The 25,731-nt window shown below is 69.3% G+C and carries 25 protein-coding genes; 7 read left to right on the forward strand and 18 right to left on the reverse strand.

Translation table 11 applies throughout. From position 1 onward, the window contains the following. Position 1: 1 nt before the first annotated feature. From AC3WLF_RS15550 to AC3WLF_RS15570, 5 genes are all read right to left on the reverse strand, one after another. The gene (locus tag AC3WLF_RS15550; RefSeq protein ID WP_492321099.1) at positions 2-802 is read right to left on the reverse strand and encodes a CoA-transferase subunit beta; all 801 of its coding nucleotides are present in this window, start codon (positions 800-802) and stop codon (positions 2-4) included. A 23-nt stretch (positions 803-825) separates the two neighbouring features. After that, a complete protein-coding gene (locus AC3WLF_RS15555) occupies positions 826-1,716 on the reverse strand; it encodes a CoA transferase subunit A (protein ID WP_492358465.1) in 891 nt (296 codons plus the stop codon). 7 nt (positions 1,717-1,723) lie between these two features. Beyond that, positions 1,724-2,620: a VOC family protein gene (locus AC3WLF_RS15560; protein ID WP_492321097.1), complete on the reverse strand. Its 897-nt coding sequence runs from the start codon at positions 2,618-2,620 to the stop codon at positions 1,724-1,726. Between the two features lie 105 nt (positions 2,621-2,725). Continuing rightward, positions 2,726-3,442: an EthD domain-containing protein gene (locus AC3WLF_RS15565; RefSeq protein ID WP_492321096.1), complete on the reverse strand. Its 717-nt coding sequence runs from the start codon at positions 3,440-3,442 to the stop codon at positions 2,726-2,728. 256 nt (positions 3,443-3,698) lie between these two features. Beyond that, positions 3,699-4,886, reverse strand: coding sequence for a helix-turn-helix transcriptional regulator (locus AC3WLF_RS15570; protein ID WP_340520975.1), 1,188 nt, complete (start codon positions 4,884-4,886; stop codon positions 3,699-3,701). A gap of 232 nt (positions 4,887-5,118) precedes the next feature. Here AC3WLF_RS15570 and AC3WLF_RS15575 point away from each other — a divergent pair, with 232 nt between their 5' ends. Both AC3WLF_RS15575 and AC3WLF_RS15580 read left to right on the forward strand, forming a co-directional pair. Continuing rightward, positions 5,119-5,949, forward strand: coding sequence for an SDR family NAD(P)-dependent oxidoreductase (locus AC3WLF_RS15575; protein WP_116384512.1), 831 nt, complete (start codon positions 5,119-5,121; stop codon positions 5,947-5,949). A 43-nt stretch (positions 5,950-5,992) separates the two neighbouring features. Next, positions 5,993-6,892, forward strand: coding sequence for an NAD-dependent epimerase/dehydratase family protein (locus AC3WLF_RS15580; RefSeq protein WP_492358466.1), 900 nt, complete (start codon positions 5,993-5,995; stop codon positions 6,890-6,892). A gap of 45 nt (positions 6,893-6,937) precedes the next feature. On the opposite strand, the gene AC3WLF_RS15585 is transcribed toward AC3WLF_RS15580, so the two are convergent. From AC3WLF_RS15585 to AC3WLF_RS15595, 3 genes are read right to left on the reverse strand one after another with little or no spacing between them, the layout of a single operon-like run. Further along, a complete protein-coding gene (locus AC3WLF_RS15585; protein ID WP_492358467.1) occupies positions 6,938-7,696 on the reverse strand; it encodes an SDR family oxidoreductase in 759 nt (252 codons plus the stop codon). Positions 7,697-7,721: 25 nt separating this feature from the next. Further along, positions 7,722-8,579 (reverse strand): SDR family NAD(P)-dependent oxidoreductase, encoded by an 858-nt coding sequence (locus AC3WLF_RS15590; RefSeq protein WP_492358468.1) that lies wholly within the window; start codon positions 8,577-8,579, stop codon positions 7,722-7,724. After that, positions 8,576-8,995, reverse strand: coding sequence for a nuclear transport factor 2 family protein (locus AC3WLF_RS15595; RefSeq protein ID WP_492321093.1), 420 nt, complete (start codon positions 8,993-8,995; stop codon positions 8,576-8,578). The genes AC3WLF_RS15590 and AC3WLF_RS15595 overlap by 4 nt, the downstream gene beginning before the upstream one ends. A gap of 208 nt (positions 8,996-9,203) precedes the next feature. Here AC3WLF_RS15595 and AC3WLF_RS15600 point away from each other — a divergent pair, with 208 nt between their 5' ends. After that, positions 9,204-10,070: an SDR family NAD(P)-dependent oxidoreductase gene (locus AC3WLF_RS15600; protein WP_492358469.1), complete on the forward strand. Its 867-nt coding sequence runs from the start codon at positions 9,204-9,206 to the stop codon at positions 10,068-10,070. Positions 10,071-10,147: 77 nt separating this feature from the next. Here the strand turns inward: AC3WLF_RS15600 and AC3WLF_RS15605 are convergent, their stop codons facing one another. From AC3WLF_RS15605 to AC3WLF_RS15645, 9 genes are all read right to left on the reverse strand, one after another. Next, positions 10,148-10,612: a nuclear transport factor 2 family protein gene (locus AC3WLF_RS15605; RefSeq protein ID WP_492358470.1), complete on the reverse strand. Its 465-nt coding sequence runs from the start codon at positions 10,610-10,612 to the stop codon at positions 10,148-10,150. Continuing rightward, on the reverse strand, positions 10,612-12,243 hold the full coding sequence (locus AC3WLF_RS15610) for a FadD3 family acyl-CoA ligase (protein WP_492358471.1): 1,632 nt from the start codon (positions 12,241-12,243) through the stop codon (positions 10,612-10,614). Before AC3WLF_RS15610 ends, AC3WLF_RS15605 begins: the two co-directional genes overlap by 1 nt. Before the next feature lies 1 nt (position 12,244). Next, positions 12,245-13,318 (reverse strand): 2Fe-2S iron-sulfur cluster-binding protein, encoded by a 1,074-nt coding sequence (locus AC3WLF_RS15615; protein WP_492358472.1) that lies wholly within the window; start codon positions 13,316-13,318, stop codon positions 12,245-12,247. A gap of 28 nt (positions 13,319-13,346) precedes the next feature. Continuing rightward, positions 13,347-14,111: an SDR family oxidoreductase gene (locus AC3WLF_RS15620; protein WP_492358473.1), complete on the reverse strand. Its 765-nt coding sequence runs from the start codon at positions 14,109-14,111 to the stop codon at positions 13,347-13,349. Next, entirely contained in the window at positions 14,095-15,801 is a 1,707-nt protein-coding gene (locus AC3WLF_RS15625; RefSeq protein ID WP_492358474.1) for an FAD-binding protein, read from the reverse strand. The genes AC3WLF_RS15620 and AC3WLF_RS15625 overlap by 17 nt, the downstream gene beginning before the upstream one ends. 19 nt (positions 15,802-15,820) lie before the next feature. Continuing rightward, positions 15,821-16,357, reverse strand: coding sequence for a flavin reductase family protein (locus AC3WLF_RS15630; protein WP_492358475.1), 537 nt, complete (start codon positions 16,355-16,357; stop codon positions 15,821-15,823). Continuing rightward, complete coding sequence (locus tag AC3WLF_RS15635) at positions 16,354-18,108, reverse strand: FAD-dependent oxidoreductase (RefSeq protein WP_492358476.1); 1,755 nt, start codon at positions 18,106-18,108, stop codon at positions 16,354-16,356. Before AC3WLF_RS15635 ends, AC3WLF_RS15630 begins: the two co-directional genes overlap by 4 nt. 26 nt (positions 18,109-18,134) lie before the next feature. Next, the gene (locus AC3WLF_RS15640; RefSeq protein WP_492358477.1) at positions 18,135-19,328 is read right to left on the reverse strand and encodes an acyl-CoA dehydrogenase family protein; all 1,194 of its coding nucleotides are present in this window, start codon (positions 19,326-19,328) and stop codon (positions 18,135-18,137) included. Positions 19,329-19,521: 193 nt separating this feature from the next. Next, on the reverse strand, positions 19,522-20,673 hold the full coding sequence (locus tag AC3WLF_RS15645; RefSeq protein ID WP_492358478.1) for an LLM class flavin-dependent oxidoreductase: 1,152 nt from the start codon (positions 20,671-20,673) through the stop codon (positions 19,522-19,524). 211 nt (positions 20,674-20,884) lie between these two features. Between AC3WLF_RS15645 and AC3WLF_RS15650 the strand changes: the two genes are divergently transcribed. Further along, complete coding sequence (locus tag AC3WLF_RS15650) at positions 20,885-21,229, forward strand: VOC family protein (protein WP_492321082.1); 345 nt, start codon at positions 20,885-20,887, stop codon at positions 21,227-21,229. A 15-nt stretch (positions 21,230-21,244) separates the two neighbouring features. Here the strand turns inward: AC3WLF_RS15650 and AC3WLF_RS15655 are convergent, their stop codons facing one another. After that, entirely contained in the window at positions 21,245-22,429 is a 1,185-nt protein-coding gene (locus AC3WLF_RS15655) for a helix-turn-helix transcriptional regulator (protein WP_010814001.1), read from the reverse strand. 401 nt (positions 22,430-22,830) lie between these two features. On the opposite strand from AC3WLF_RS15655, the gene AC3WLF_RS15660 reads away from it, so the two are divergent. The 3 genes from AC3WLF_RS15660 to AC3WLF_RS15670 are packed head-to-tail and all read left to right on the forward strand — an operon-like array spanning position 22,831 to position 25,727. Then, positions 22,831-23,640: an SDR family NAD(P)-dependent oxidoreductase gene (locus AC3WLF_RS15660; protein WP_492352583.1), complete on the forward strand. Its 810-nt coding sequence runs from the start codon at positions 22,831-22,833 to the stop codon at positions 23,638-23,640. A gap of 33 nt (positions 23,641-23,673) precedes the next feature. Then, complete coding sequence (lipP1, locus tag AC3WLF_RS15665; RefSeq protein ID WP_492358479.1) at positions 23,674-24,630, forward strand: LipP1 family hormone-sensitive lipase; 957 nt, start codon at positions 23,674-23,676, stop codon at positions 24,628-24,630. After that, on the forward strand, positions 24,627-25,727 hold the full coding sequence (locus AC3WLF_RS15670) for a 3,4-dihydroxy-2-butanone-4-phosphate synthase (protein ID WP_492321080.1): 1,101 nt from the start codon (positions 24,627-24,629) through the stop codon (positions 25,725-25,727). The genes lipP1 and AC3WLF_RS15670 overlap by 4 nt, the downstream gene beginning before the upstream one ends. Positions 25,728-25,731 lie beyond the last annotated feature (4 nt).

Raw genomic sequence — 25,731 nt, forward strand, 5'->3', positions numbered from 1 at the left:
CTCACACGCGTCCGGAAGGATTGCCGCGCACGATGGCCGCGCGCAGGTTGTGCGGATCAAGCTGGGTGATCAGCCGCAGCTCTTCCGGTGTCGGCGGCGCCGTCTCCGGCAGGGCCTCGCCGGGCGTGTTCGCCAGCGCAAAGCCGGTGGCCGCCTGTACCTGGTCGAAGCTCGCCCCCGGGTGCAGCGAGCGCACGCGGATGGCATGGTCAGCCCCCCTGAAATCCATCACGCACAGGTCGGTGACAATCACGCGCAGGTCAACGAAGCTGCGCATGCCCTCCAGCCGGCGGGCCGGGTTGTAGCCGGCGCTGCAGACCATGTCGACTTCACCGGCGACGAACGCGCGCGTGCTGTGCGCCGGCACGAAGAAGGAGTTGGCGTGGTGGATGCTGTTGCCGGGAAAGCCGCGCGCGCCCAGCAGCTGGGTCTTGGGCTGCGCATGGGTGCCGCCCAGGCAGGAGATATTGGCCTGGCCGAAGCGGTCGATCTGCGTCGGCATCACCAGCGCGTGGCGGCGCCCGCCCCACAGGCAGTCGAACACGCGCGAGTAGCCCATCCAGCCGCTGACGCGCACCTTGTAGCCGGGCTCGCGCGGGCCCAGCGGCACCGGCGTTTCCACCAGGTAGGCCTCGCCGTCGGTCAGCAGCAGGCCCGGGTTGTGCGCAAGCCGCGCCAGGCCGGCGGCGATGCGCGGGCCGGTGCCGATGCCGGTGGCCAGCACCTCGCCGTCGTCGCGCCATGCGCGGGCGGCGGCGGCAATCATCAGCTCGGCGCGGGTGAATTCATAAGTGGCGCTCACGGTCGCTCCTTGGGTTGGCGGGTTCAAAGTACCGGCAGCGGCAGGTCGTGCACATGGCCGAGGCCGCCGATGCGCTCTAGGTAGGCCGCTTCGCTCGCGCCCACCACCTCGTCGCGCCAGGTGCGGAAGCCGTCCTCGGCCTCGGCGCTGGCGCAGTACGCCTTCAGCGCAGGCAGGTCCCAGCCGTAGGCCGGCGCACAGGAAGTGGGATGGGCGCCGCCGGGTGCGTGCACCACGCCGCTTACCAGCGAGCGCTCGAAGGCGTTGTTGCGCGCGCGCGCCAGGTCTTCATCCTCGAGGCGCGGGTGCAGTGTTTCGCAGCTCACATAGCAGCGGTGCGCGGCGCGTGCGAACCATTCATCGAAGAACGGATCGGGGCCGTCGATGCGGGTGTTGCCGAGCACATCGCTTTCGTTCACGTGCAGCAGCGCGGCATCGAGCGCGATCGCCGGCATCGCCACCAGCACTTCGCCGTCGGCATAGGGCGAACGCACCGTCTTCAGCTGGGGGTTCATGTCCAGCACGTCGGTGCCCAGCGCGGCGCGCGTCGGCAGGAACGGCAGGCGCGCGGCCGCGGCGCGCAGGCCCAGCTGCAGCATGCCTTCGTCCAGCTCCGTCACTTCCAGCACGCCGCGCTCGCGCGCCTGGCGGAAGTAGGGCTCGAGCGGAATCACGTCGAGCGAGACAAAGCCGAACACCAGCCGGCGCACCTTGCCGGCCGCGCACAGCATGCCCACCTCGGGGCCGCCGTAGGCGACCACGGTCAGGTCCTTCAGCGGCGAGCGCAGGATCTCGCGCACCAGCGCCATCGGCTTGCGGCGCGGGCCCCAGCCGCCGATGCCGATGGTCATGCCATCGGCGAGCTGGCCGACCACGTCGGCCGCGCTCATGGTCTTGTCGATTGTCTTGGTCATGGTGTGTTTAGCGGTATCCGATGCTGAAGTCGTGTCCCCACAGGCTGACGCGCGTGGCCTCGTAGGCGGCGTGGTGGCTCCAGTCCACCTCCAGGCCGCCGTGGCCGAACTCGAGGTCAAAGCCGCCGGGGGTCTTCATGTAGAAGGAAGTCATGCGGTCATTGCAGTGCTGGCCCAGCGTGGCCGAGAGCTTCACGCCGTGCTGCTGCACGCGGTCCAGCGCGCGGCCCACCTCGGCCATGTCCGGAACCTCGGCCATCACGTGGATGCAGCCCGCTTCCGACGGCATCTCGAAGATCGCCAGGCTGTGGTGGCGGGCGTTGCCGCAATGCAGGAAGTGGATGCGCTTTTCCGGTTCGGCCGGGTCATTGGTAAAGCGCACGCGGAAGATGTCGGACAAACCGAAACCCATCACCTCGCACAGGAAGGCATAGGTCTCGTCGAAGGCCGGCGCGGGCAGCACCGCATGGCCCGCCCCCATCGGGTCCGTGATGAAGCGCGGCACGCCCACCGGCGAGATAAAGCGCAGGAAGTCCGAGCGCATGCCCCAGGAGATCTCATGGCGGTTGCCCGACGGATCGGCAAACCAGGCCATGGCCTGCACGCGGCGCTGTGCCAGTTCCGCGGCGCTGGCGTGCACGACCTCAACGTTCGCCTGGCGCAGCGTGTCGAGCGCGTGGCGGTAGGCCGGTTCGTCGGCCAGCTCCCAGCCCGATGCCAGGTAGCGGTCGCGCGCGCCCGGCACCACCAGGTAGCGGTAGTCGCGCTCATCCATCTTCACGTACAGCGCACCGCCGGGGGCGCCGGAACAGGTCATGCCCAGCACCTGTTCGGCATAGTGCCGCCATTGCCCCAGGTCGGTGGACTCGACCACGATGTAGCCAAGCGCACGGATATCCAACATGCCGGTCTCCTCAGGTTCGTTGCCACTGCTGGCTGATGGGACCATTCTTCCGTGCGCTGCAGCCCGGCACATCGTCCAGTGGGACTAGCCGGTCCGGCGCTGGCGTCAGCCCGCTGCCGGGCGCACGAGGTACTGGCTGGTGGGGATCACGTCGATCTTGTCGAAGTCGATGAAGCGCTGGCAGCTTTCCATCATGGCCTGCAGGTTGCGCTGGAACTTGTCTTCGTCGCCGGCCGCGTCGAAGAACGCCTGCGGGTCGGTCATCGCCGCATCGGGGAAGCCCTCTTCGACAATGGCGTCGTAGTGCGGCGCGGCGTAGGTGAGCGGCCGCACCACCACGTTCTGCACGTAGAGGAAGTTGTCCTGGGTCTCGACCGCCACCGGCGTGTGGTGGTTGTGCCAGAGGTCCAGCCAGGCCTGCGGCGTAAGCCGGGGCGGCCGGGTAAGGAAGGCAAGCTGCGCGAAGCCGGGCGTGCGTTCGCCCGGCGCGGCCGGGAAACGTGTATTGCGGATGGGCTGGGACTCCGTCACAAGGTAGCCGGCCATGCGGCCCACGGCGGTCGCGATCGCCTGGTCGAACGGCTGCCGCAGGCGGTCGATGGCGCTGTCCATCCAGACCGAGACCAGCCCTTCCATCTGCGGGCGGGTATTCGCCTGGCGCAGGCCCGCGGCCGGCAACACCGCGTCATCGGCCACGTTCACCTGCAGTCCGCGCGCGCCCAGCGCCAATAGCTTGTCCGCAAGCGTCGTGCGCAGCCGGCGCGCGAACTCCCCCGGCTCGGTCTGAGAATCGCGCCAGACGATATAGATGACTTTTTCCATGCTCCACGCTCCCTGGTACAGGTGCCGGCCGGGGCCGGACAGGTTGATGCGTGCGCGGAACAGGACCAAGCGCGGACAGCACGCGTCGCTGCGTCCGTCTGAGGTGCCATCCGTGTGCCGCGCCCGCTTGTCGGATGCATGCTAGGGGCGCGGATGGCGGGACTCATCCTCCATTCGGACTAGGAGGACCGGTCATCGGGCCACAAGGGAGTCACGCGTGCCCTGGAACACGCGTGCGTGGATCAGGCCCTGGCGCTCAGCCGAGCGTCACCACACTGCTCAGCAGCATGCGCACCAGCGTGGCCTGCCGCGTGACCCCGGTCTTGGAGAAGATCGCGCGCAAGTGGGCGCGCGCCGTGTTCTTGCTGGTGCCCAGCGCCTCGGCGGCTTCGTCGAGCGTCATGCCGTCGGCAAGCACCAGCGCCAGCGCGGTTTCGGCGGGCGTGAGGTCGAACAGCTTGCGCACCACCTCGTGCGAGGCGCGCGACTTGCGCTCCGGATCGCGGATAAAGACCGCGCAGGCCGGGCGATGTCGGTGGTCTTCGGACCATTCGCTGAGCGGAATGGTGCGGATCAGCACGCCCAGCTTGCCGCGCCCCGAGGGGCGGGTGATCGACATGGCTTCGGCCAGCGCCGGCGCGCTGCCGTGGTGCCCCATCTGGGCGCGGCGCAGCAGGTACTGGAACTTGCGGCTTTCCTGTGCGTAGGCGATCTCGAAGTTGCCCCCATTGAGGCGGATGCCGTCGTTCTCCGCCAGGATCTCGTCGGCTTCCGCATTCTTCTTCAGGATTGCGCCGGCTGCGTCGAGGATGACCATGCCCACCAGCATGCGGTCGATCGCGCCCGCATAGAGGCTGCGTTCCGATTCGACCACATCCAGCCTGGAATGCAGCCGGACCGCGCGCCTCAGGTGCGGCAGGATGGTGGCGCACGCCGCCTTGTCCACCTCGGAGAAGTCCTGCGCGTCGTGCTGGCGGCAGACGCGCAGCCGGCACTCGACCCCGTCTTCGGTGCGGATATCGGCGCCCAGCAGGTAGCGCACGCCAAGCGGCTGCAGGAACTGACGGTAGATCTCGCTGCGGCACCAGTTGCCGGCGCCCATCGCTTCGTCGACCGTCACGGCCCGGTCGGTGGGCAGGTTGATAAAGGGATCGATGGCGTAGTAGTAGGTGTTGTACGACGCCTCGGCCTCCAGCGAAGTGCCGTGCTGCGACGCGTGCACCGCGATGCCACTGCGGTCGCTCGCGGGCGAGCGCAGGATGAAGCTCACATAGCTGGCACCAAGTTGCTTGCGCAGCATTTCCAGCGCGCGGCCCCAGGGCACGGGTTCCATCGGCCCTTCGTAGACCGCCGCCAGCAGCGCGCTGAAATGCGGCAGGCTCAGTCCGGACTGCGCAAACCAGGGCGACGCCACCCCTTGCGCCTCAACGGTCGCCATCAACATTGTCTGTCTCCTGTTTCCACACCCCATGCGGGGACTGGCCGGTGCTCTGCGGCACCTGGGCAGCGCAGATTATAGGGAGGCTGCCTGCCGATGTCCGGCGCGCGGCGCCCTTGTTCGCCCTGGTTTGCGCCATCTAAGTGTTTTCCCTGACCTGCAATCGGACGATGCCGGTCCCGCCTGCCGCCGATCAAATGGCCGCACACCACAGTGCAACCGAAGGAGAACGACTCAGATGGATTTCACCGACAAGACCGTGCTGGTCACCGGCGGCGGCGCCGGCATCGGGCTCGCCACCGCGCAAGCCTTCCTGGAACAGGGTGCGCGCGTGGCGCTGATCGAGATCGACGCACAGCGCGCCGAGCAGGCCCGGGCGCTGCTGGGCAAGACCGGCGCGGAAGTGCTGGTGGTACAGGGCGATGCCACCGATGCCGGCACCGTGCGCGAACTGGCTGCGCAGGTCGAACAGCGTTTCGGGGTGCTGGACGTGCTGGTCAACAACGTCGGCGATTTCCTGCGCATCGCCAAGCCGTTCGAGCACTATGCCGACGACGAGATCGCCAGCCTCTACGCCGCCAACCTCGGCCACGTCTTCACCGTCACGCGCGCCATGCTGCCGCTGCTGCGGCGCAGTGCCGCCGGCAGCATCGTCACGGTGTCGTCGATCGAGGCCTTCCGCGGCATTCCGTACTGCAGCGTCTACGGCGCCTTCAAGGCCGCCATCACCGGCTTCACGCAGAGCCTGGCGCTGGAGCTGGCGCCGGCGGGCATCCGCGTCAACCTGATCGCCCCCGAGACCACCGAAACGCCGCAGGTTCCGGTGTCGCAGATGGTCGCTGCGGAACACCAGCACCATATCCCGCGCTGGATTCCGCTGGGCCGCTTCGGCACGCCGCGCGACATTGCCGACGGCATCCTGTTCCTGGCCAGCGCGCGCGCGGCCTGGATCACCGGCACGGCGCTGCATGTTAATGGCGGCGCGCTGGCCGCGGCCGGCTGGTATCGCGACCCCAAGGGCGCGTGGACCAACATGCCGGTCATCGGCGGCAACGGCATGAACCTCTGATGGCCGCGCACCGCGGCCACACCACCCCACCAAGGAGACAAGCATGAAGATACTGATCGTCGGCGGCACTGGCATGATCGGCGGCCACGCGGCCCTGCACCTGCGCAGCTGCGGGCACGAGGTCACCATCGCGGGGCGCAACCGCCCCGCGCCCGGCACGGCGCTGGGCGGGCTGGACTTCCTGCGCTGCGACTACATCGCCAACGACGTGCCGGCCGCGCAGCTCGGCACCTTCGACGCGCTGGTCTTCGCCGCCGGCAACGATGTGCGCCACGTGCCGCCCGGCGGCGACGAAGCCGCGCACTGGCAGCGCGCCAACATCGAGGGCGTGCCGCGTTTCCTGCGCGCGGCGCGCGCTGCCGGGATCCGGGTCGCCGTCTACGTCGGCAGCTTCTACCCGCAGGCGCAGCCGCAGCTGGCCGAGGACAACGCCTATATCCGCTCGCGCAAGCTGGCCGACGAAGGCGTGCGCGCGCTGGCCACCGATGCCTTCCGCGTGAGCAGCGTGAACGCGCCGTTCGTCGTGGGCACGGTGCCGGGCCTGATGGTCCCGATGTTCAAGGCCTATACCGACTACGCCCGCGGCAACTTTGCGCCGATGCCGGATTTCGCGCCGCCCGGCGGCGTCAACTTCATCTCGGCCACTTCGCTCTCGGAAGCGATCGAAGGCGCCCTGCTGCGCGGTGAAAACGGCAAGGCTTACCTGGTAGGTGACGAGAACCTGTCGTTTCAGGACTATTTCGGTGCCTTCTTCCGCGACGCTGGCCGCCCGGTGCCGCCTGTCATCGACCAGGAGCATCCGTTGCTGCCGGACTCGGCCATCTGCTTCGGCCGGGGCAACACGCTCTACTACGAGCCGGATGCGGCCGAGACCGCCCTGCTCGGCTATCGCCGCCGCGACATCCTGCGCACGGTCGGCGAGATCGTGACGCAGTACAGCTAGCCTGGCGCTGCGGCGGCCTGCTTGCGCGGGCCGCCGCAGCGGGCCTTACAGCCCCGAGATCAACTGCGCGTTATCGATGCGCAATTCCGCGCCATTGATAAAGCGCGACGCGTCCGAAGCCAGGAACAGGACCAGGTTGGCCACATCCTCCGGCTGGCACATGCGTGCCATCGGGTCCGTACCGATACCAAGCGTGGCCGGATCCAGGTCCGGCACCAGCGCCTGCGTCATCGGCGTCCAGACGCCATCGGGATGGATCGAGTTGCAACGGATCCGGTAGCCATTCTGCTTGCAGTGCACGGCCACGCTGCGCGTCAGCGCGGTAACGGCGCCCTTGGCGCCGCTGTACGCGCACATCATCGGCAGCCCGCCCAGCGCCGCCACCGACGACATCACCACGATGGAGCCCCCGGCGGGGTTGCCCTTCATCGCCTGCACACCGAACCTGCAGCCCAGGAAATAGCCGTCGGCATTGACCCGCATGACCTGCCGCCAGCTGTCGAGCGAGGTTTCCTCGATCGACCCGAGCGGACAGATGGCCGCGTTGTTGACCAGCACGTCGAGCCGGCCGAAGCGGTCCTGCGTGGCGGCCATGGCCTTGCGCCAGTCCTCCTCGCTGGCAATGTCGTGGCGCACGAACATGGCCGCATCCCCGATCTCGCGGGCCAGTGCCTGCCCGCCCTCCTGGTTGACATCGCTGATGACCACGCGCGCGCCTTCGGCCGCCAGCAGCAGCGCATCGGCGCGCCCTACCCCGCTGGCCGCGCCGGTGACCAGCGCAACCTTGTCCCTGACTTGATGCATTGCTTATCTCCTTGGGTTGCCGGCTTCAGCCGGCTTCGGGAATCCTGCCGGCCAGCACGGCCTGCAGCGCGGCTTCGCCATACACCGCAGCCACGGTTTCATCGAGGATGGGATTGCCGCGCAGTTCGCTGCCGCCGTCCACGGCGATGCTCTGTCCGGTCACCCAGCCCGATTCCGGCCCCGCCAGGTAGCGCACCGCGCCGGCAATGTCGTCCGGTTCGCCGGCGCGGCCCAGCGGCATCTGCGCGACGAACTTGTCGAGGATGGCCGGGTTGTCGAACATCGGCCCGGTCGTGCCGGAGCGGGTGAGTCCCGGCCGCACCGCATTGACGCGGATGCCGCATCCCGCCAGCTCCTCGGCCGCGGCGCGCACAAACGCCTCCAGCCCCGCCTTGGCGGCGCAGTACGCCGACAGCCAGCGGCAGGTCATGCGCGCCGCGTTCGACGAGATGCAGACGATGGCGCCGCCATGCGGTGCCATCAGCGGCGACGCGTGGCGCACCGCCAGGAATGCGCTGGCGATGTTCAGCTCCAGCTCCGCCATCAGCGAGGCCGCGTCATGCATCAGCAGCGGACGGAAACCGCCCCCGCCAACGGTCGCGACCACGATATCGAGGCGCTGCTGCAGCTCCCAGGCCTGCTGCAGCGCGGCCTGGACGTCATCCTCGCGGCACGCGTCGCCGACGCTGATTGCCACGGTGGCGCGGGCCACCTGCGCGCACAGGCTGCGCCGTGCCGCTTCCAGCGCTTCGCGCCGCCGCCCCATGAGGACCACCGTCGCGCCGTCGCGCAGCAGCGCCAGCGCGCTGGCCGCACCGATGCCGCCGGCGCCGCCGGTGACGAGGGCGGTCTTGCCTTCCAGTACACGGGTCGTCGTCATCATGCCCCCCGCAGCGGCAGGTCCTGCGTCCAGTCCACCACCAGCTCGCGCGCGGCAATGCGCCACTGGCCGCCGCGCCGCACGAAGCGGTCCTGGTAGCGGATGCCCCAGTCCAGCTTGCGCGGCACGCCGTCCTGTTCGTACAGGTGGTTGGCCACGCAATAGGTTTCGCCGGTCGCGGTATCGCCATCGACGTCGACCAGTTGCTGGTGCACGTGATGCTGCGTGGCGCTGTACTGGCCGAGCGATGCCATGCCGTCAGCAATCGCCTGCGCTCCCTCCATGCGGAAGCCCGGCCCGCTCAGCCATGCATCCGCCGTGAACAGCGCCGCCAGTTTCGGGAAATCGCGCCGGTCCACCGCCTGCGCATAGCGGCAGGTCAGGGCATGGATGGCTTCCTTGCACTCCAGTTCAGACATGGCCAGTCTCACTCCTTGTTGTGACCGCCAGCGCCGCGATATGCAGCGCGGACAGTCGTTGGGATGGGGACTATCGTCGGCCTTGCCGCGCCGGGGGCCATCGTCCGCGTGGAGTATCCGGACCGGATACCGCTTAGTCCGAACGAAGGATGTAGCGACGCCGCGCCCGCCCCAAGCTTCAATGACATCAATGACACAGGAGACACACATGAAGCAGGCGGAACAGGCCATCGTCGCCGTCGTCACGGGCGGCTCGCGCGGTGCCGGCAAGGGCATCGCGCTGGCGCTCGGTGCGGCGGGCGCTACGGTGTACGTGACCGGACGCACCGAGCAGGAAGGCAGCGCGCCGCTGCCCGGCACCATCCACGCCACGGCGCGCGAGATCGATGCGCTGGGCGGGCGCGGCATCGCGGTCGCTTGCGATCATCGCGACGATGCGCAAGTGGCGCGTCTGTTCGCGCGGGTGCGAGAGGAATCTGGTCGGATCGACATCCTGGTCAACAATGCGACCTTCCTGCACGACGAGCTCATCATGCCGGGGCCGTTCTGGCAGAAGCCGCTGGAGATGGCCGGGATTCTCGACGTGGGCCTGCGCTCAGGCTACGTCGCCAGCTGGCATGCCGCGCCCATCATGGCCGCGCAGGGCCGCGGGCTGATCGTGTTCACCTCGTCATTTGGCGCCAACTGCTATATGCACGGTCCGGCCTACGGCGCGCAGAAGGCGGGCATCGACAAGTTCGCGCATGACATGGCGGTCGACCTGCGGCCCTATGGCGTGGCGGCGGTGTCGCTGTGGATGGGGCCGCTGCGCACGGCGCGCACGCTGCGGGTATGGGAGAAGCATCCGGACAAGTACGCGGGCTTCGCGCCGGTGGCGGAGACGCCGGAGTTCACCGGGCGGATTATCGATGCGCTGTATCGCGACCCCGCGCTGATGGATAAATCCGGTCGCGTGCTGATCGGCGCCGAGGCGGCGCTGGCCTATGGCATCGTCGATGCCGAGGGGGTGCAGCCGCCGTCGTACCGGCAGGCACTGGGCGGGCCTCCGCCGGTGCATCCGGCGATTGTGGAATAGGGTTGGACTAGCCATCACCCTTCGCATACGCTCCCCTCTCCCGCAAGCGGGAGAGGGGAGAAAACAAGCGCCGCATCCTATCCTCCCTGCGACACCAACCCCGTCGTGAACACCGTCGAGCGAATCAGCCACGCACCATCGATCTGCACATACTCATCCGCATAGCGCCCGGTCAGGAACGTACGCGAACCACTGGCATCATCCTGCGCCAGGTAAGCCAGATCCCAGCTACCCTGCGCCGCATTCTCATCCAGCACACGGATATCCGCCTGCCCCGCAAAATGCATCTCCCGCAGCGTTGGCCGGCACGCCAGCTCCGCAAAGCACTGCACCAGCGCCTCGCGCCCGGCAAAGCTGCCGATCCGGTCATAGTGGATATGCGCGTTGTCCGGCACGAAGCAGGCGCGCATCGCGTCAGGGTCCTTGTCATCGCAAGCGCGCAGGTAGCGCAGCTTGAGCGCGCGGATCGCCTCCGCGGCTTCCAGCCGCGCGACACGGTCGGCAATGGCGGCAATGTCGGTCATGATCGGTTCCTTGTTCATCAGGCTTCGCGCAACTGGTACTTCAACACCTTGCCTGCCGCGCTGACCGGCAGCGACGTCACGAACAGCACCTCGCGCGGCACCTTGTAGTTGGCCATGTGCCGGCGCGCCCAGGCGATCAGGGTTTCGGCGTCCACGCGCGCGCCGTGGCGCAGCACCACGTAGGCACGCCCCACTTCACCGAGCCGCTCGTGCGGCATGCCCACCACCGCCACCTGGGCCACGGCCGGATGCGCCACCAGCAGCTTTTCCACCTCCGCCGGATAGCAGTTGAAGCCGCCCACGATAAACATGTCCTTGATGCGGTCGGTGATGCGCAGGTAGCCGCGCGCATCGAGCGTGCCGACATCGCCGGTATGCAGCCAGCCATCGCTGTCGATGGCCTCGGCGGTGGCGTCGGGCAGGCCGAAATAGCCCTGCATCACGTTGTAGCCGCGCACCAGCACTTCGCCCGGCTGGCCGGTGGCGGCCGGCTGCCGCTGCGCATCGATGCAGCGGATCTCGATGCCCGGCATGGCGCGGCCGGATGTGCCTGCGACGGTTTCGGCGTCATCGCCGGCGCGGGTCAGCGTGGCGAAGCCGCACGATTCCGTCAGCCCATAGCCGGTGATGATGGTGTCGAAGCCGAGTTCGTCGCGCATGCGCTGGATCAGCGCGGGTGCGATCGCCGAGGCGCCGGTCACCGCCACGCGCAGCGTGGACAGGTCGAACTCGCGCAGGCGCGGCGCGTTGAGCAGGGTCTGGTAGAGCGTCGGCGGCCCGGGCAGCACCGTGATGCGCTCGTTTTCCACGCGCGTCATCACCGCTTCGGCGTCGAACACCAGGTGCGGCAGCACCGTGGCGCCGCGCGACAGCGCGGCAAGCCAGCCGGCCTTGTAGCCGAAGGTATGGAAGAACGGATTGACGATCAGGTAGCGGTCGCCCGCCCGCACGCCGGTGATGGCTGCCCAGCCGTCGATGGCGCGCAAGTTCTGTGCGTGGGCGGTCATCACCCCCTTGGGACGCCCGGTGGTGCCCGAGGTGAACATGATGTCCATCAGCGTGTCGCCGCGCACGCCGGCCTCGCGCGCGGCAAATGCCGCCATGTCCGCCTGCGGCGCCAGTGCGAGGAAGTCGTCCCATGCCAGTTCATCGGGGCCGGCGGTCCTGCCCTGCCCCGGGCGCAGGATCACCAGCCGCTCCAGCGTGGCGGGGCGGTGCGGCGCCAGCATCTGCGGATAGCTTTCGCCCAGGAAGCTGTCGACGCAGAACAGCAGGCGCGCGCCGCTGTCGGCCAGCACGGCGCCGGCCTCGGCCCCCTTCATGCGGGTATTGAGCGGCACCAGCGCCGCGCCCACGCTGTGCGTGGCCAGCGCCGCGATGATCCACTCGGAGAAATTCGGCGCCCACACGCCAACGCGGTCGCCAGGCCGCACGCCCAGCGCCATCAGCGCGCGGGCGGCTTCCATGCGGCTGGCGTCGAGCGCGGCGTAGGTCAGTCGCAACCCGTCTTCCTGGATGGCGATGCGCTCGCCGTGGCGCGTTGCCGCGCGCCGCACCAGCTCTGGAATGGTCTCGGCAACGCTGTCGTTTGCTGCGGCTTCGATGCCGGCCGGTGCCACAATGGCGTCGATGGTGTCAGATGGAGTCATGTCAATCCGGGAACTTCAGGTGGATTTCGCCGCTGGCCGGGCGCGCCTGGCAGGCCAGGGTCCAGCCCGCCTCCAGGTCGGCGCGGTCGAGCACATGGTTCTCGCCGAGCGTCACGTCGCCCTGCGTCACCTGGCACATGCAGGCGCCGCACAGGCCGGCGCGGCAGGAGTTGGGGGCGGCCACGCCGGCGCGCTGCAGGGCGTCGAGCACGGTTTCGTCCGGTGCCGCGCTGACCTGGTGAACCGCGCCGTCCAGCTGCACGGTCAGGGCAGCGCCGCGCATCGCGGGCGCGGAGGCAGCCGGCGTGGCATCCCCCTCGGCAATGCTTGCGGGGGCGCTTGCGAGCACGCTGGCCGCCGGCATATCGGGCAAGGACACGAAGCGCTCGACATGCAGCTGGCCACGCGGGACACCCAGGTCCTGCAGCGCGGCCTGGGCGCTGTCCATGAACGGGCCGGGGCCGCAGACAAAGCATTGCGCCAGACTCCACGGCCGCACCAGTTCTTCGATCTGGCGCTGCGTGGGCGGGCCCTGCACGCTGTCCAGCCAGTGGATCACGCGCAGCCGCCCGGGGTGGCGGCGCGCCAGTTCCGCAAGTGCCTCGCGAAAGATGATGGATTGCTCGTCGCGGTTGGCATAGACCAGCGTCACCGCGCCGCGCCCGTGCTGCAGCGCCGCCTTGGCGATCGACAACACCGGCGTGATGCCGCTGCCGCCGGCCAGCAGCAGGAAGTCGCCATGCAGCGCGGGCGGGGTGAACACCCCGGCGGGCGGCATCGCCTCGACCGTATCGCCCGAGCCCAGATGGTCGCAGATCCAGTTGGACACGCGCCCGCTCTGCACGCGCTTGACCGTCACGCGCAGGGCGCTGTCGACGCCCGGCGTGCTCGACAGCGAATAGCAGCGCTGCAGCGCCACGCCGTCAACCGGCACGCGCAGCGTCAGGAACTGGCCGGGGCGGTAGGAAAACGTGTCGCGCAGGCCGTCTGGCAGCGCGAACACCAGCGAATGCGCCTGGTCCGTCTCCGTGACCACTTCGGCGATCTGCAGCCGATGGAATTGCACTGGCGCCATGATGTTCTTGTTCCGTTGCGGGGCGCGCTCAGGCCACGCCCATGATGGTCTGCGCGTTGTCGATGCGCAGTTCCGCGCCGTTGATAAAGCGCGATTCGTCCGAAGCCAGGAATAGCACCAGGTTGGCCACGTCGCGCGGATGGCACATGCGCTGCATCGGCTCAGCGCCGCCCACCTCTTCCGGCAAGGCCGTGGCGCCGCCCGGCAGGAAGGCCGCCGTCATCGGCGTGAGGATGCCGTCGGGGTGGATCGAGTTGCAGCGCACCTTGTAGCCGCTCTGCTTGCAATGCCCCGCCACCGCGCGCGTCAGCGCCGCCACCGCGCCCTTGCTGGCGCTGTAGGCGCAGAACGCGCCCATGCCGCCCAGCGCCGCCACCGACGACATATTGACGATGCTGCCGCCGCCCGCCTTCATCGCGGCCACGCCGTACTTGCAGCCGAGGAAGTAGCCGTCGGCGTTGATGCGCATCACGCGCTGCCATTGCTCCAGCGTGGCGTCCTCGACCGAACCCAGCAACAGGATGGCGGCATTGTTGACCAGCACGCTGGGCGCGCCGAACTGCCTTTCGGTGCGCGCCATCACCTGCTGCCAGCCGGCTTCGCTGGCGATGTCATGCGGCACGAACAGCGCGGTTTCACCGATCTCGCGCGCCAGGGCATGGCCCGCTTCCTCGTTGAGGTCGGTCAGCACCACGCGCGCGCCCTCGCGCGCCAGCAGCAGCGCGTCTTCCTTGCCGACGCCGCTGGCGGCCCCGGTGACGATGGCGATCTTTCCTTCAGTACGTTGGCTCATGGGTGGTCTCCTCGTTGGTGTGTGCCTGCCGGTCGCCGGCAGGCTGTCGTGTCAGGTGCCGGCCCGCGTTGCGCCCCGACCAGATGCAGTCGGCAAGCGACAGGCCGCTTACGTAATGGTTGGATGCGATGCCAACGGCAGTGCGGCCCACGGCGTAGAGCCCTTGAATGGGCGCCCCGCCAGCGGCGGCCAGTACACGGCCGCTGGACTCTTCCACCGACAATCCGCCCAGCGTGATGGCAGGGCACGGAAAGACGCGGCTGTTGGCCGAGATGTCGATGGCAAGCCACGGCCCGGTTTCGAGCGACGCGCACATCGGCGCCGACTTGCCGGCCGGATCGGGGATCTCGCCGCGGGCCGCGGCGTTATAGGCATCGACGGTCGCCCGCAGCGCCGCGCCGGGCATGCCCAGCTTGCCGGCAAGCGCTTCGAGGGTGGCGGCGCGCCGCGCTCCGGCCAGCATCAGCAGCGCCGCGGGCAAGGCCTGGAAGGCCCACAGCCGGCCGCCCAGGCATTCACGCAGCGCCGCGCGCGCCAGTTCGCGGTTCAGGATGAGCCAGGCCCGCCCGCCGTGCCGTTCGCAGATGGCGTGGCCAAGGGTGGCGCCGTAGGTTTCCTCGTTGCCGATGCGCGCACCCTGCGCATCGACCACGCAGCCGCGCGCCCAGTCGAACGGCGGATTGATGAAGCGCCATGCCGAGACCCGCTCCAGGTGCCGCGTGGCCGCGCCCGCCGACTCGCCGAGGCGGATGCCGCTGCCGTCGCAGCCGGTCGCGCCAAGGCGCCAGTTCTGCAGGTACTTGCCGGCGTGGCGCGCCACCATGGCGCGGTTGAAGATAAAGCCGCCGGTGGCCAGCACCACCGCGCCGGTGCGCACCGCGACCGGGCGCGCATGGCGCAGTTCCAGTTGCAGCACGCGCTCGCGCAGCAGGTCGGCCAGCGCAGGCGCTGCGTTGTGCAGGCGCTCGGCCAGGCGCGCCAGGCGGGCGTGGCGTTTCTGGTGGCGGCCCGGCGGCAGTTGCCACAGCTCGATGCCGACGACCGCGCCGTCCTGGTCGAGAATCAACCGCCGCGCCGCGGTCTGGCGCATCACAGTCACCTCCGGCCGGGCCTGCACGGCGGCGCGCAGCACGCCGTACAGCGTGCGGCCGGACATGCCGGGGCCTTTCACGCGGTGACCACGCGGCGCGGGCGCGGCGTGCTGCGCGTAGGCGGCGACCGCTTCGTTGCCGGAGTAGTAGAGGTAGTAGGGTTGCGCCGGATAAGAGGTCTTGCGCGGCGGCACGGTGGCGGCAAAGCGCACGCCCAGGCCTTCGAGCCAGCCGATCATCTCGCGGCTGCGCTGGCAGAACGCCTGCAGCGTGGCATCGCTGACGACCGCGCCGGTCTCCTGGCGCAGGTAGGCCGCCATCGCCTGCGGTGTATCGGCATAGCCCGCGGCGGACTGGTACGGCGTGCCGCCGCCGGCGTAGACCACCCCGCCGCTCCTGGCGCTGGCGCCCCCGCCTTCAAAGCGTTCCGCAACGATCACGCGCGCGCCGCCATGCGCGGCTTCCAGCGCGGCGCAGGCCCCGGCGGCGCCGAAGCCCACCACCACGGCATCGCACGCGGCCTGCCACGGGTGGGCGTCCGGATCGTCCAGGCGCAGCGGCGCGTGGACCGGCGTGGCGGAATCGGTCGGAGGGTACATGCTGGCTTGCGCTCCCGGCTCAGGCCGAACACAGTGCGCCAAGCGGCGCGGACGTGGTGTAGGCACCATCGACATAGACCAGCGGCGACACCTCGCCAGCCAGCTTTACCTCGCGCAGGCGTCCGATGAAGACCGCGTGCGTGCCGTAGTCGAAGCGGCCATCCTGCTGGCACACCAGGTTCGCCTGGGCATCGCGCAGGCACGGCAGGCCGAGCAGGTCGTCCTCCCACTCGCCACTGGTGAAGCGCTCTTCCCCCTTGAGGCGTCCGCTGCAATCCACCGCAATATCGCGGTGGTCGGCTGCCAGCAGGTTGATGCAGAAGTCCGCGCCGGCATCCAGCGGCGGGTAGATCGAAGAATTGCGGTTGATGCAGATCAGCAGCGAAGGCGGGTCCGCGGACAGCGAATCGACCGCGGTCACGGACATCGAATAGCGGCGCTCGCCATGGCGGCAGCTGATCACCGCCACCGAGCGCGCCATGCGGCGCATCGCCATCAGCATGTCATCGCGCAGCGCGGTGCTTGGTTCGGCGCGTTTGTCTTGACTGGCGCTCATAAGGCCTCCTGTACGGTTTGAGCATGGGGCGCGGCGGCAGGCTGGCGCGCGTTCTGCGAGAGCACGTCGGCAGCGATAAAGCCGAAGGTCATGGCCGGGCCCAGGGTGGAGCCCGCGCCGGGATAGCTGGTGCCCATCATCGAGGCACTGGTATTGCCGATGGCGAACAGTCCGGCGATGGCGGAGCCGTCGTCGCGCAGCACGCGCGCGCCGGCGTCCGTCACCAGGCCGCCCTTGGTGCCGATATCGCCGGCATCGATGCGCACGGCGTAGAACGGCGCCTTGCCGATCGGCGCCAGGCACGGGTTGGGCCGCACTGCCGGGTCGCTGTAGTAGGTATCGAACAGGTTGTCGCCCTTGCCGAACTCCTCGTCCACGCCGGTGGCCGCAAAGTGGTTCATGCGCGCCACGCTGTCGGCCAGGCCGCCGGCATCGACACCGATCCGCTGCGCCAGCTGCGCCAGCGAGTCGGCGCGCACCAGGATGCCGGACAGGCTTGCCGGAATGCTGCGGTCCGGCATGACCGAGCCGGGCAGGATCGGCCCGCACGGATATTTGTGGCGGAAGGTGGCGTCGAACACCATCCACGCCGGCACGCTGCTGCCGGTTTTCTCGTGGTCGCGGTACATGGCGGGAACGAACTCGGAATACGGCGCGGCCTCGTTGACGAAGCGCCGGCCCTGCCCGTTCACCACCAGGCAGCCGGGCATGGCGCGCTCGATAAAGAGCGCGCGCTGCTTTTCCTCGCCCTGCACATGCACGGTGGGCGCGCCCCAGACGTGGGACATCAGCGCGACGCCGGCACCGGCGGCCTGGGCGGCGCGGATGCCGTCGCCGGTGTTGTTGGGCGGGGTCGCGCTCCAGGCGGCCTGGGTCGGCTGCGGCAGGTACTGTTCGCGCATGGCCTGGTTGCGCTCGAAGCCGCCGGCGGCCAGGATCACGCCGCGCAGCGCGCGGATCTCCACCACGCGCCCGTCCTGCACCGCGCGCACGCCGCGGACGGTGCCGTCTTCTACGATCAGGTCCTGCAGCGCGGTGTCGAGCCACAGCGGAATCGCGCGGTCCATCATGGCCCGCCGCAGGCCGCCGACCAGGCTGTTGCCGAGCGTGAGCCGGCGGTCGCGCCGGGTCTTGCGGCGCCAGCCCAGGTCCAGCCAGTAGCGGGCAAACTGGCGCACCGCCAGGCCCAGCCAGCCGGGCGTGCGGCACAGCAGCGCATGCGCCTCGGCCGAGGTCACGGCCACGCGCCCGCCCACCAGCGTGCCCGGCGACGGCGGCCGCAGCCGCGCGAATTCCTCGCCCAGCTGCGCGCCGTCGAACGGCATCGGGTCGAGCGCGCGGTAGCCCGGCATCGCGCCCGGAACCTTCTGGAAGTAGTCCGCGTAGCGCGGCAGCGTGTAGTAGCGCACGCCGGCCTGCTGCTCCAGGTACTGGAGCATGCGGGGCGCCTGCTCAAGATAGGCGCGCACGCGCTGCGGATCGCCGTGCTCGCCGGCGCACGCCAGGATGTATTCCAGCGCCGTGGCGTAGTCGTCGCGCCCGCCCGCCGGCGCGATATGGTGATTGAGCGGAATCCAGATGCCGCCGCCGGACACCGCCGAGGTGCCGCCGTACTGGCTGCTCTTTTCCAGCACCACCACCGACAGTCCGCGGTCCGCGGCGCGGCAGGCGGCCAGCATGCCGCCGGCGCCCGAGCCGACCACCACCACGTCGAACTCGCTGGGCTGCATGCGCGCTCTGCTCTGGCTCATATTGGGTCTCCGTGCCGGCGCGCGGCTCAGATGAAGAAGTCAGTGTTGGCGCGGCCCATCATCACGCCGCCCAGGTTCTGGCCGAAGCGGTCCAGGTTGTTGGCGTAGTGGGCGCGGGCCGCATGCAGATCGAGGAAACGGCGCACCATCGGGTTGCTGCGGTAGATGCCGTTGCCGCCGGCATAGCGCAGCAGGCCGTTGGCCAGCTGCGCGCAGCGCTCGGCCACTTGCGCGGACTGGTAGCGGAAATGCAGGCGGCGCGGGGTCTGCACCTGGCCGCCTTCACGCGCAACGGCCAGCAGCTCGTCGAAATTGCGCTCAAGGATGGTCCGCATCTCGTCGATGGCGACCTGCGCGTTGGCGCAAGCCATCTGCGCGCCGCCGTCTTCCGCGGTCTTGCCGCCACCGTTGCTGCTGACGCGGCCGTCGGCATAGGCGACAAAGTCATCGAGCGAGCCTTCCAGCGCGCCGATGCAGGCGGTGCACACCGCGCGCACGAAGATCTGCGCGAACGGCAGCCGGTACAGCGGCACGTCATTGACCGCCAGCCCCGGGCTGGTGCCCATGGCGCCATCGACGGCGCGGTGGGTGCGGTACTCGGGCACGAACACGTCCTCGACCACGATGTCGTGGCTGCCGGTCGCGCGCAGGCCCAGCACATCCCAGTTGCGCACGATCTTGTAGTCGGAACGCGGCAGCAGGAAGGTGCGGTAGTCATAGGCGCCGCCCGGCTCGGCCGGCGGCACCAGCCCGCCCAGGAAGATCCAGTCGCACAGTTCGCTGCCGCTGGAGAACTTCCAGTGGCCGGAGAAGCGATAGCCGCCTTCGACCGGCGTGACCTTGCCCACCGGCATATAGGTCGACGCGATCAGCGTGGCAGGGTTGCTGCCCCACACTTCCTGCTGCGCGCGCTCGTCGAACAGCGCCAGCTGCCAGTTGTGCACGCCGATCACGCCATAGACCCAGGCGGTGGACATGCAGCCCTTGGCCAGCGCCATCTGGATGCGGAAGAAGGTCTGCGGATCGAGTTCGTAGCCGCCGTGGCGGCGGGGCTGCAGCACCTTGAAGAAGCCCGCGGCCTGCATGTCGGCGATGGTCTCGGCGGGAATGCGCGCTTCGGCCTCGGCCTGCGCGGCGCGCTCGGCCAGCACCGGAATCATCTGCTCGGCACGCGCGATCAGCCGTGCCGCCAGTTCCTTGGAATTGTTGTCGTGATGCACCGCGGTCTCCTTGTTGCTTGGTCTTGTAGCTGGCCTTGATGTTTGCACCGGTGGGGCCGGGTGCCATCGTCTATTGGGACTAGCTATGTCGCGATTTGGTGAGTGGGACTTCGTGGATGTGCTGGCCCTCTCCCCCTGCCCCTCTCCCGCAAGCGGGAGAGGGGAGCAAACCCGCAGGCTTGCATAGCGCCGATCAAGCCAGCGCGCGCAGCTTCCGTCCCTGCTTGCGGAAGTGCGGGATCACGTGCTCGCCGATATTGCGGATGGTTTCCAGCTGCGCCCACTGCGGCACCGTGCCCATCTGGCAGATGAACAGGATCTCGTCGGCGCCGGAATCGATCAGGCGCTGCACGTAGCCGATGCAGTCCTCCACCGTGCCGTAGGCATGGTTCGGGTTGAGCATCATCATCGCCGGGTCGCTGAAATCCACCGAGACCTTCTCTGAGGCGAACTTGGTGTTGATGACGGCCTTGCCCTGCGCGTCAGTGGCGGTGACATGCTCGTCGTCCCACTTCGAAGGATCGGGCCGCTCGCCGCCCGCATACCAGTACGACAGCGACTCCATGAAGTAGCGCTGGCCCTTGATGCCGATCTTGCGCGCGGCCACGCCGTCGTCCAGCACGATGGTCGGGCACAGCGCGGCCAGGTGCTGGTGCGGGCGGAAGCCCACCTGGTCCTCAGGCTTGCGGGTCTCCCACGCAGCGCGGTAGATCTCGTTCTTCTTGGCGACATCCTCGGGACCGCCGAAGCCGAGCACCAGCGCGCCCATGCCGCGCGCGCCGGCGCGCTGCAGCGTGTCGGCATTGGTGCAGGCCAGGTACATCAGCGGGTGCGGGTCCTGGCGCGGCTTGGGGTGGATCGGGCGGCGCGGGATCTTGATGAACTCGCCGTCGTGCTCGATCTCGTCCTGCGTCATGATCTTCGGGATCAGGTACATCGACTCGTCGATCATCGGGTGCAGGCTGTTCAGGTCGTAGCCGAAGGTGCCGGCCTCCTGCTGGGTGCCGCCCTTGCCCACGCCGAAGTGCACGCGGCCGCCGGACAGGATGTCCAGCGTGGCGATGCGCTCGGCCACCTTGACCGGATGGTTCATCGCCGGCGGCAGGCACACCACGCCGTGGCCGATGCCGATGCGCTGCGTGCGCCCGGCGACGAAGGCCAGGAAGGTTTCCGGCGCGCTCATGTGCGCATAGTTGGTCAGTGCGGTGTGTTCGACCGCCCAGACCACGTCAAAGCCCATGTCCTCGGCCAGCACCACCTGTTCCATGATTTCATCGAACACCTTGTGGTCGCCGGCACGCGAGGCATCGACGGTCTGGGCTTCATAGATCAGTGAAAAACGCATTGCAGTCCCCTTGTCTGGCATTGATGGTTCAGGACCGCCGCCGGGGCGCCGCCCGTTGCCGCGCCACCGGCCCGAAACGGCCTGTGTGATCGCAGTGTGGTCGGCGCAAGGCGTTGCAACATCGTCTGATTGGATTATGAACAGGACATGGAGCATCCCTATCATTGGCCACGGGCATCACGCCCGCTTTCACCAGGAGGATCAGGACATCATGCAAGCCAGGCTGCTGCTTTACCCCGTCGCGGACATCGACACCGCGCTGCCGTTCTTCACGGAAGGACTCGGACTACCGGTGAAGTTTCGCGACGGAAACCGCTATTGCGCGCTCGACGCGGGCGCGCTGACGCTGGCGCTGGTGGCCGGCGAGGAACGCCTGGTGGACCAGCCCGCGCTGGCCTTCAAGGTGGATGAGGCTGACGATATCGCCGCGGCGATGGCGCGGCTGGTGGGTGCCGGCGCCAGCGTAACGCTGCCCGCGGCGCAGGGGCCGCATGAGACGCGCGCAGTGCTGGAAACGCCGGAAGGCTTTGCGCTGGTGCTCAGCGCAAAGCCCTGACGTGCGTTACGTGGCTTAGCCGAGAGAAATCACGCTGCTCAGCAGCATGCGCACCAGCGTGGCCTGCCGGGTCACGCCGGTCTTGGAGAAAATCGCGCGCAGGTGCGCGCGCGCCGTGTTCTTGCTGATGCCGAGCTCGTCCGCGGCCTCATCGAGCGTGAGCCCGTTGGCCAGCTGCAGCGCCAGCTGCGTCTCCGCCGGGGTGAAGTCGAAGAGCTGGCGCACCACCTCGTGCGAGGCCTGCGAGCGCCGCTCGGGGTCGCGGATGAACACCACGCAGGCGGGGCGCTTGCGGTTGTCCTCGGACCACTCGCTGAGCGGGATGGTGCGGATCAGCACGCCCAGCCTGGCGCTGCCGGACGGGCGCGTGATCGACATCGCTTCCATCAGCGCCGGCGTGGTGCCGAGGTGGCCCATCATGGCCTGGCGCAGCAGGCGCTGGAACTTGCGGTTCTCCTGGCCGTATTCCACGTCCAGGCTGCCTTTGGCGACACGGATGCCATCCTTGGCGCCCAGGATTTCATCGGCGGCCGCATTGGTCTTGATGATGGTGCCGGACTCGTCCAGGATCACCATCCCGACCAGCATGCGGTCGATGGCGCTGGCATAGACGGTGCGCTCGGATTCAACCACGTCGATGCGCGAGTGCAGGTCCACCGCGCGCTTCAGGTGCGGCAGCAGCGCGGTGCACAGCGCCTTGTCCGCGGCGGAGAAGTCGCGGCCGTCATGCTCGCGGCACACGCGGAAGCGGCATTCGACGCCGTCATCGGTACGCAGGTCCGCGCCAAGGATGTAGCGGATGCCGATGTCCTTGAGGAACTGCTGGTAGAGCTCGCTCTGGCACCAGGCGCCGGGTCCGAGATGCTCATCGATGGTCACCACCCGGTCTGACGGCAGGCCGATGAACGGGTCGAGCGCGTAGTAGTAGTTGTTGTAGGAGGTCTCGCCCGGCAGGGTTGAGCCATGCTCGGACGCATTGATCATCAGCCCGGGCCGGTCCGTGGCCGGCGAGCGCAGGATCAGGGTGCAATAGTTGGCGTTGAGCTGGCGGCGGATCTGTTCCAGTGCCTTGCCCCAGGGCACCTGCTCCATCGGGCCCTGGTAGATATTGCCCAGCAATGTGCTGAACTCCGACAGCGACACCGTCGCCTGCGCGAACAGGTGTGCGGCCGCCTGGTTCTGGCTAACCTCCATCAGCATTTTCCTCTGTCTCCATTGTGGCGTGCGCAGCGCTTCGGGCGTGCCGGGTCGGCGCTGGCCTGCTACGGGCTCTGTGGCCCTTTTTTGTGCCCTGATTATAGGGACGGCAAAGGGGTCGCGGCTTGCCCCCCGCCTTCATGGTTTGCCCTAGGCAAGACCGGCTGCACACGCTGGCCGGACTAGTCCTGCGGGACAGGCCAATCCTCACGCGCCGGCGGGCCGAACACATACTCCAAACAGACTAAGGACAGACCCATCCCGGCCTGTCGAGGGCAAACCCCTAGACACCATGTGACGCCGCCCTCCTACCCAAACAGACGATGCCGTGCCGCCGCGCTGCCGCTACAAGTCAGCCATGCGCGGCGATCCCCGCCGCCTTCTTTTCACGGAGAAACATGACCATGGCGGCAAACCCGCGGCAGCAAGCCGCAGTGATCACCGGAGCGGCCAGCGGCATCGGCCGCGCGCTCGCGCAGGCGCTGGCAGCGCAAGGCTACGCGCTGGCGCTGGCCGATATCGACGCCGGCGCGCTTGAAGCGGTGCGCGAGGCGCTTGCCGGCCAGGGGGCAAACGTCATCGCCGTGCCCACCGATGTCTGCGACGCGCGGCAGATCGAGCACCTGTGCGAGGAAAGCTTCCTGCGCCTGGGCCGTGTCGACCTGCTGGTCAACAACGCCGGCGTGCTCGTCACCGGCCGCTGCTGGGAGCTGCCGCCGGAAGTGTTCGACCACGTGATGCGCGTCAACCTGTGGAGCGTGCTGCACGCGCTGCGCTGCTTCGTGCCGCGCATGGCGGCGCAAGGCGCCGGCCATATCGTCAACGTGGCCTCGATGGCCGGCCTCGCCGTGGGGCCCTGGCTGGCCCCCTACACGCTGTCCAAGCAGGCGGTGGTGGCGCTCAGCGAAGGGCTCGCGCTGGAGCTGCAGGCCGCGGGCCTGCCGCTGGGCGTGTCCGTGGTCTGCCCCGGGCCGGTGGCCACCGGCATCGCTGCGGGCCTGGACGGCGGCGGCGCGCAGGAGGTGGACCACATGAACGGCGCGCTGCGCAGCGGCATTGCCGCCGGCATGACGCCGGACGCGGTCGCGCGCTACATCCTGGACGGGGTCTCGGCCGGCCAGTTCTGGATCCTGCCGCACGAGCAGGCCGTGCATGCGGCGCTGGCGCGCGCGCAAGGCATTGCCGCCGGCACCACGCCGGCATTCGCGCTCTGACACTGATTTCCCCACCGCAATCCAGGAGACCCCATGCCGCTCGATCCCCAGGCCCGCGCCGTGCTTGAAGCCATGGCCGCCATGCCCAGCCCCGACTTCTCCACCCTGCGCGCGGCCGACTACCGTGCCGCGCTGGCTGCCATGCCCGCGTTCGCGCCCGGCGACACCGTCGCCGCGCAGCAAGATCTCACCATCGATGGCGCCGCAGGCCAGCTGAAGGCCCGCCTGTACCGGCCCGACGACAGCACCGCACTGCCGCTCGTGGTCTATTTCCATGGCGGCGGCTTTGTCCTCTGCGGCCTCGATTCGCACGACAACATCTGCCGCGGCCTGGCGCGCCGCAGCGGCGCGCTGGTGCTGTCGGTCGACTACCGGCTCGCGCCGGAGGCACGCTTCCCGGCCGCGGCCGACGACGCCGTCGCGGCCGTGCGCTGGGCCGCCGCGCATGCGGCGCAACTGGGCGCCGACCCGGCCCGCCTTGCCGTGGCCGGCGACAGCGCCGGCGGCAACCTTGCCGCCGTTGCCTGCCAGCAGCTGCGCGGCAGCGGCATCGCGCTGCGGCACCAGTTGCTGCTCTACCCCTACCTGGACTGCAGCGACGCCGCGGCCGCCAGCGCCAGCTACCGCGAATGCGCGCAGGGCTACTTCCTCAGTGCCGCGGAACTGGACTGGTATCGCGCCCAGTACCTGGCCAACCCGGCGGACGCCACCGATGTGCGCGCCAGCCCGCTGCACCAGCGCGAGCTGCACGGCCTGCCGCCAGCCACCATCATCACCGCGGAATACGACCCGCTGCGCGACCAGGGCGAGGCCTATGGCGAGGCCCTGCAGCGCGCGGGCGGCAACGCCACCGTGCGCCGCTGGCCCGGCCAGTTCCATGGCTTTGTCAGCATGCAGGGGATGATCGATGCCGCCAGCGATGCGCTGGATGCGGCCGCGGCATCGCTGCGGCAGGCCTTCGGCAGCACCAGCCGGCAGGAGGCAGCATGAGCCCCGCCACCACACTGCCGCCGATGGCCGACGTGCTGGCGGCGCTGGCCGCGGGCCAGCGTGTGCTGGTGATCGAGGACGAGACCGACGAGGCCACCGGCTGCGTCCTGGTTGCCGCCGAGCGCGCCAGCGAGGCCGACGTCAACTTCATGGCCGCCGAGGCGCGCGGCCTGGTCTGCATGGCGATCACCGAGGCGCGCCGCGCGCGGCTGCAGCTGCCGCCGATGGCCGCGAACCACCGCCAGCGCGAGCGCTACACGGTATCGATCGAAGCGGCCAGCGGCGTCAGCACCGGCATCTCCGCCGCCGACCGCGCGCTCACGCTGCGCGTGGCGGCGGCAGCGCGCGCGCAGCCGCATGACCTGGTCCAGCCCGGCCACATCTTCCCGGTGGTGGCCCAGCCCGACGGCGTGCTGCGCCGCGCGGGCTTTGCCGAGGCCTGCTCCGACCTGCCGGCGCTGGCCGGGCGCGTCGCCGCCGGCGCCTATGCGATGCTGCTCGATGACGACGGCGACCTGCTGCGCGGCCCCGCGCTACTGGCCTTCGCGCGGCACCACGGCTTGCCGGCGGTTTCGATCAGCGGGCTGATCCACCACCGGCTGCTGACCGAAAGCGCGCTGCGCCGCACGCATTCGACGGAACTGGCCACGCCCTTCGGATGCTTCACCGTGCACGCCTACCACGACGCGCCGGTCGATGCGCTTCATCTTGCGCTGGTGCTGGGCCAGCCCGATCCTGGGCAGCCGGTGCTGACGCGCGTTCAGACTGTGGAAATGCAGCGCGACGTACTGGGCTTCGGCACGCCGGCCCTGCCCGCCTGGAACCTGGAGCGCTCGCTCGCCCGCATCGGCGCCGAAGGTTGCGGGGTGCTGGTGCTGCTGGATGAACGAGAATCGCCGCAGCAGCGGCTGGAGCGGCTGGCAGCGCCGGCCGCCGCCACGCCGGCGCTGGCCTTCGCGCAACGCGCGCTGGGGGTCGGGGCGCAGATCCTGCGCGATGTGGGAGCGCACAAGCTGCGCCTGCTCAGCCATCCGGTGCCGTATCGCGCCGTCACTGGCTTCGACCTGGAGGTCACCGAGTTCGTGCCGCCGTGCTGACTCG

Source organism: Cupriavidus sp. FW306-01-F10A, assembly GCF_058782785.1.

What these genes read in the sequence shown, in the direction of transcription:
- AC3WLF_RS15645 (WP_492358478.1), bottom strand. Translation starts at nt 20,673, where the DNA reads ATGCGTTTTTCACTGATCTATGAAGCCCAGACCGTCGATGCCTCGCGT.
- AC3WLF_RS15575 (WP_116384512.1), top strand. Translation starts at nt 5,119, where the DNA reads ATGGATTTCACCGACAAGACCGTGCTGGTCACCGGCGGCGGCGCCGGC.
- AC3WLF_RS15605 (WP_492358470.1), bottom strand. Translation starts at nt 10,612, where the DNA reads ATGAACAAGGAACCGATCATGACCGACATTGCCGCCATTGCCGACCGT.
- lipP1 (WP_492358479.1), top strand. Translation starts at nt 23,674, where the DNA reads ATGCCGCTCGATCCCCAGGCCCGCGCCGTGCTTGAAGCCATGGCCGCC.
- AC3WLF_RS15580 (WP_492358466.1), top strand. Translation starts at nt 5,993, where the DNA reads ATGAAGATACTGATCGTCGGCGGCACTGGCATGATCGGCGGCCACGCG.
- AC3WLF_RS15590 (WP_492358468.1), bottom strand. Translation starts at nt 8,579, where the DNA reads ATGATGACGACGACCCGTGTACTGGAAGGCAAGACCGCCCTCGTCACC.
- AC3WLF_RS15655 (WP_010814001.1), bottom strand. Translation starts at nt 22,429, where the DNA reads ATGCTGATGGAGGTTAGCCAGAACCAGGCGGCCGCACACCTGTTCGCG.
- AC3WLF_RS15650 (WP_492321082.1), top strand. Translation starts at nt 20,885, where the DNA reads ATGCAAGCCAGGCTGCTGCTTTACCCCGTCGCGGACATCGACACCGCG.
- AC3WLF_RS15585 (WP_492358467.1), bottom strand. Translation starts at nt 7,696, where the DNA reads ATGCATCAAGTCAGGGACAAGGTTGCGCTGGTCACCGGCGCGGCCAGC.
- AC3WLF_RS15630 (WP_492358475.1), bottom strand. Translation starts at nt 16,357, where the DNA reads ATGAGCGCCAGTCAAGACAAACGCGCCGAACCAAGCACCGCGCTGCGC.
- AC3WLF_RS15600 (WP_492358469.1), top strand. Translation starts at nt 9,204, where the DNA reads ATGAAGCAGGCGGAACAGGCCATCGTCGCCGTCGTCACGGGCGGCTCG.
- AC3WLF_RS15660 (WP_492352583.1), top strand. Translation starts at nt 22,831, where the DNA reads ATGGCGGCAAACCCGCGGCAGCAAGCCGCAGTGATCACCGGAGCGGCC.
- AC3WLF_RS15635 (WP_492358476.1), bottom strand. Translation starts at nt 18,108, where the DNA reads ATGAGCCAGAGCAGAGCGCGCATGCAGCCCAGCGAGTTCGACGTGGTG.
- AC3WLF_RS15595 (WP_492321093.1), bottom strand. Translation starts at nt 8,995, where the DNA reads ATGTCTGAACTGGAGTGCAAGGAAGCCATCCATGCCCTGACCTGCCGC.
- AC3WLF_RS15615 (WP_492358472.1), bottom strand. Translation starts at nt 13,318, where the DNA reads ATGGCGCCAGTGCAATTCCATCGGCTGCAGATCGCCGAAGTGGTCACG.
- AC3WLF_RS15625 (WP_492358474.1), bottom strand. Translation starts at nt 15,801, where the DNA reads ATGTACCCTCCGACCGATTCCGCCACGCCGGTCCACGCGCCGCTGCGC.
- AC3WLF_RS15560 (WP_492321097.1), bottom strand. Translation starts at nt 2,620, where the DNA reads ATGTTGGATATCCGTGCGCTTGGCTACATCGTGGTCGAGTCCACCGAC.
- AC3WLF_RS15565 (WP_492321096.1), bottom strand. Translation starts at nt 3,442, where the DNA reads ATGGAAAAAGTCATCTATATCGTCTGGCGCGATTCTCAGACCGAGCCG.
- AC3WLF_RS15670 (WP_492321080.1), top strand. Translation starts at nt 24,627, where the DNA reads ATGAGCCCCGCCACCACACTGCCGCCGATGGCCGACGTGCTGGCGGCG.
- AC3WLF_RS15570 (WP_340520975.1), bottom strand. Translation starts at nt 4,886, where the DNA reads ATGTTGATGGCGACCGTTGAGGCGCAAGGGGTGGCGTCGCCCTGGTTT.
- AC3WLF_RS15555 (WP_492358465.1), bottom strand. Translation starts at nt 1,716, where the DNA reads ATGACCAAGACAATCGACAAGACCATGAGCGCGGCCGACGTGGTCGGC.
- AC3WLF_RS15610 (WP_492358471.1), bottom strand. Translation starts at nt 12,243, where the DNA reads ATGACTCCATCTGACACCATCGACGCCATTGTGGCACCGGCCGGCATC.
- AC3WLF_RS15620 (WP_492358473.1), bottom strand. Translation starts at nt 14,111, where the DNA reads ATGAGCCAACGTACTGAAGGAAAGATCGCCATCGTCACCGGGGCCGCC.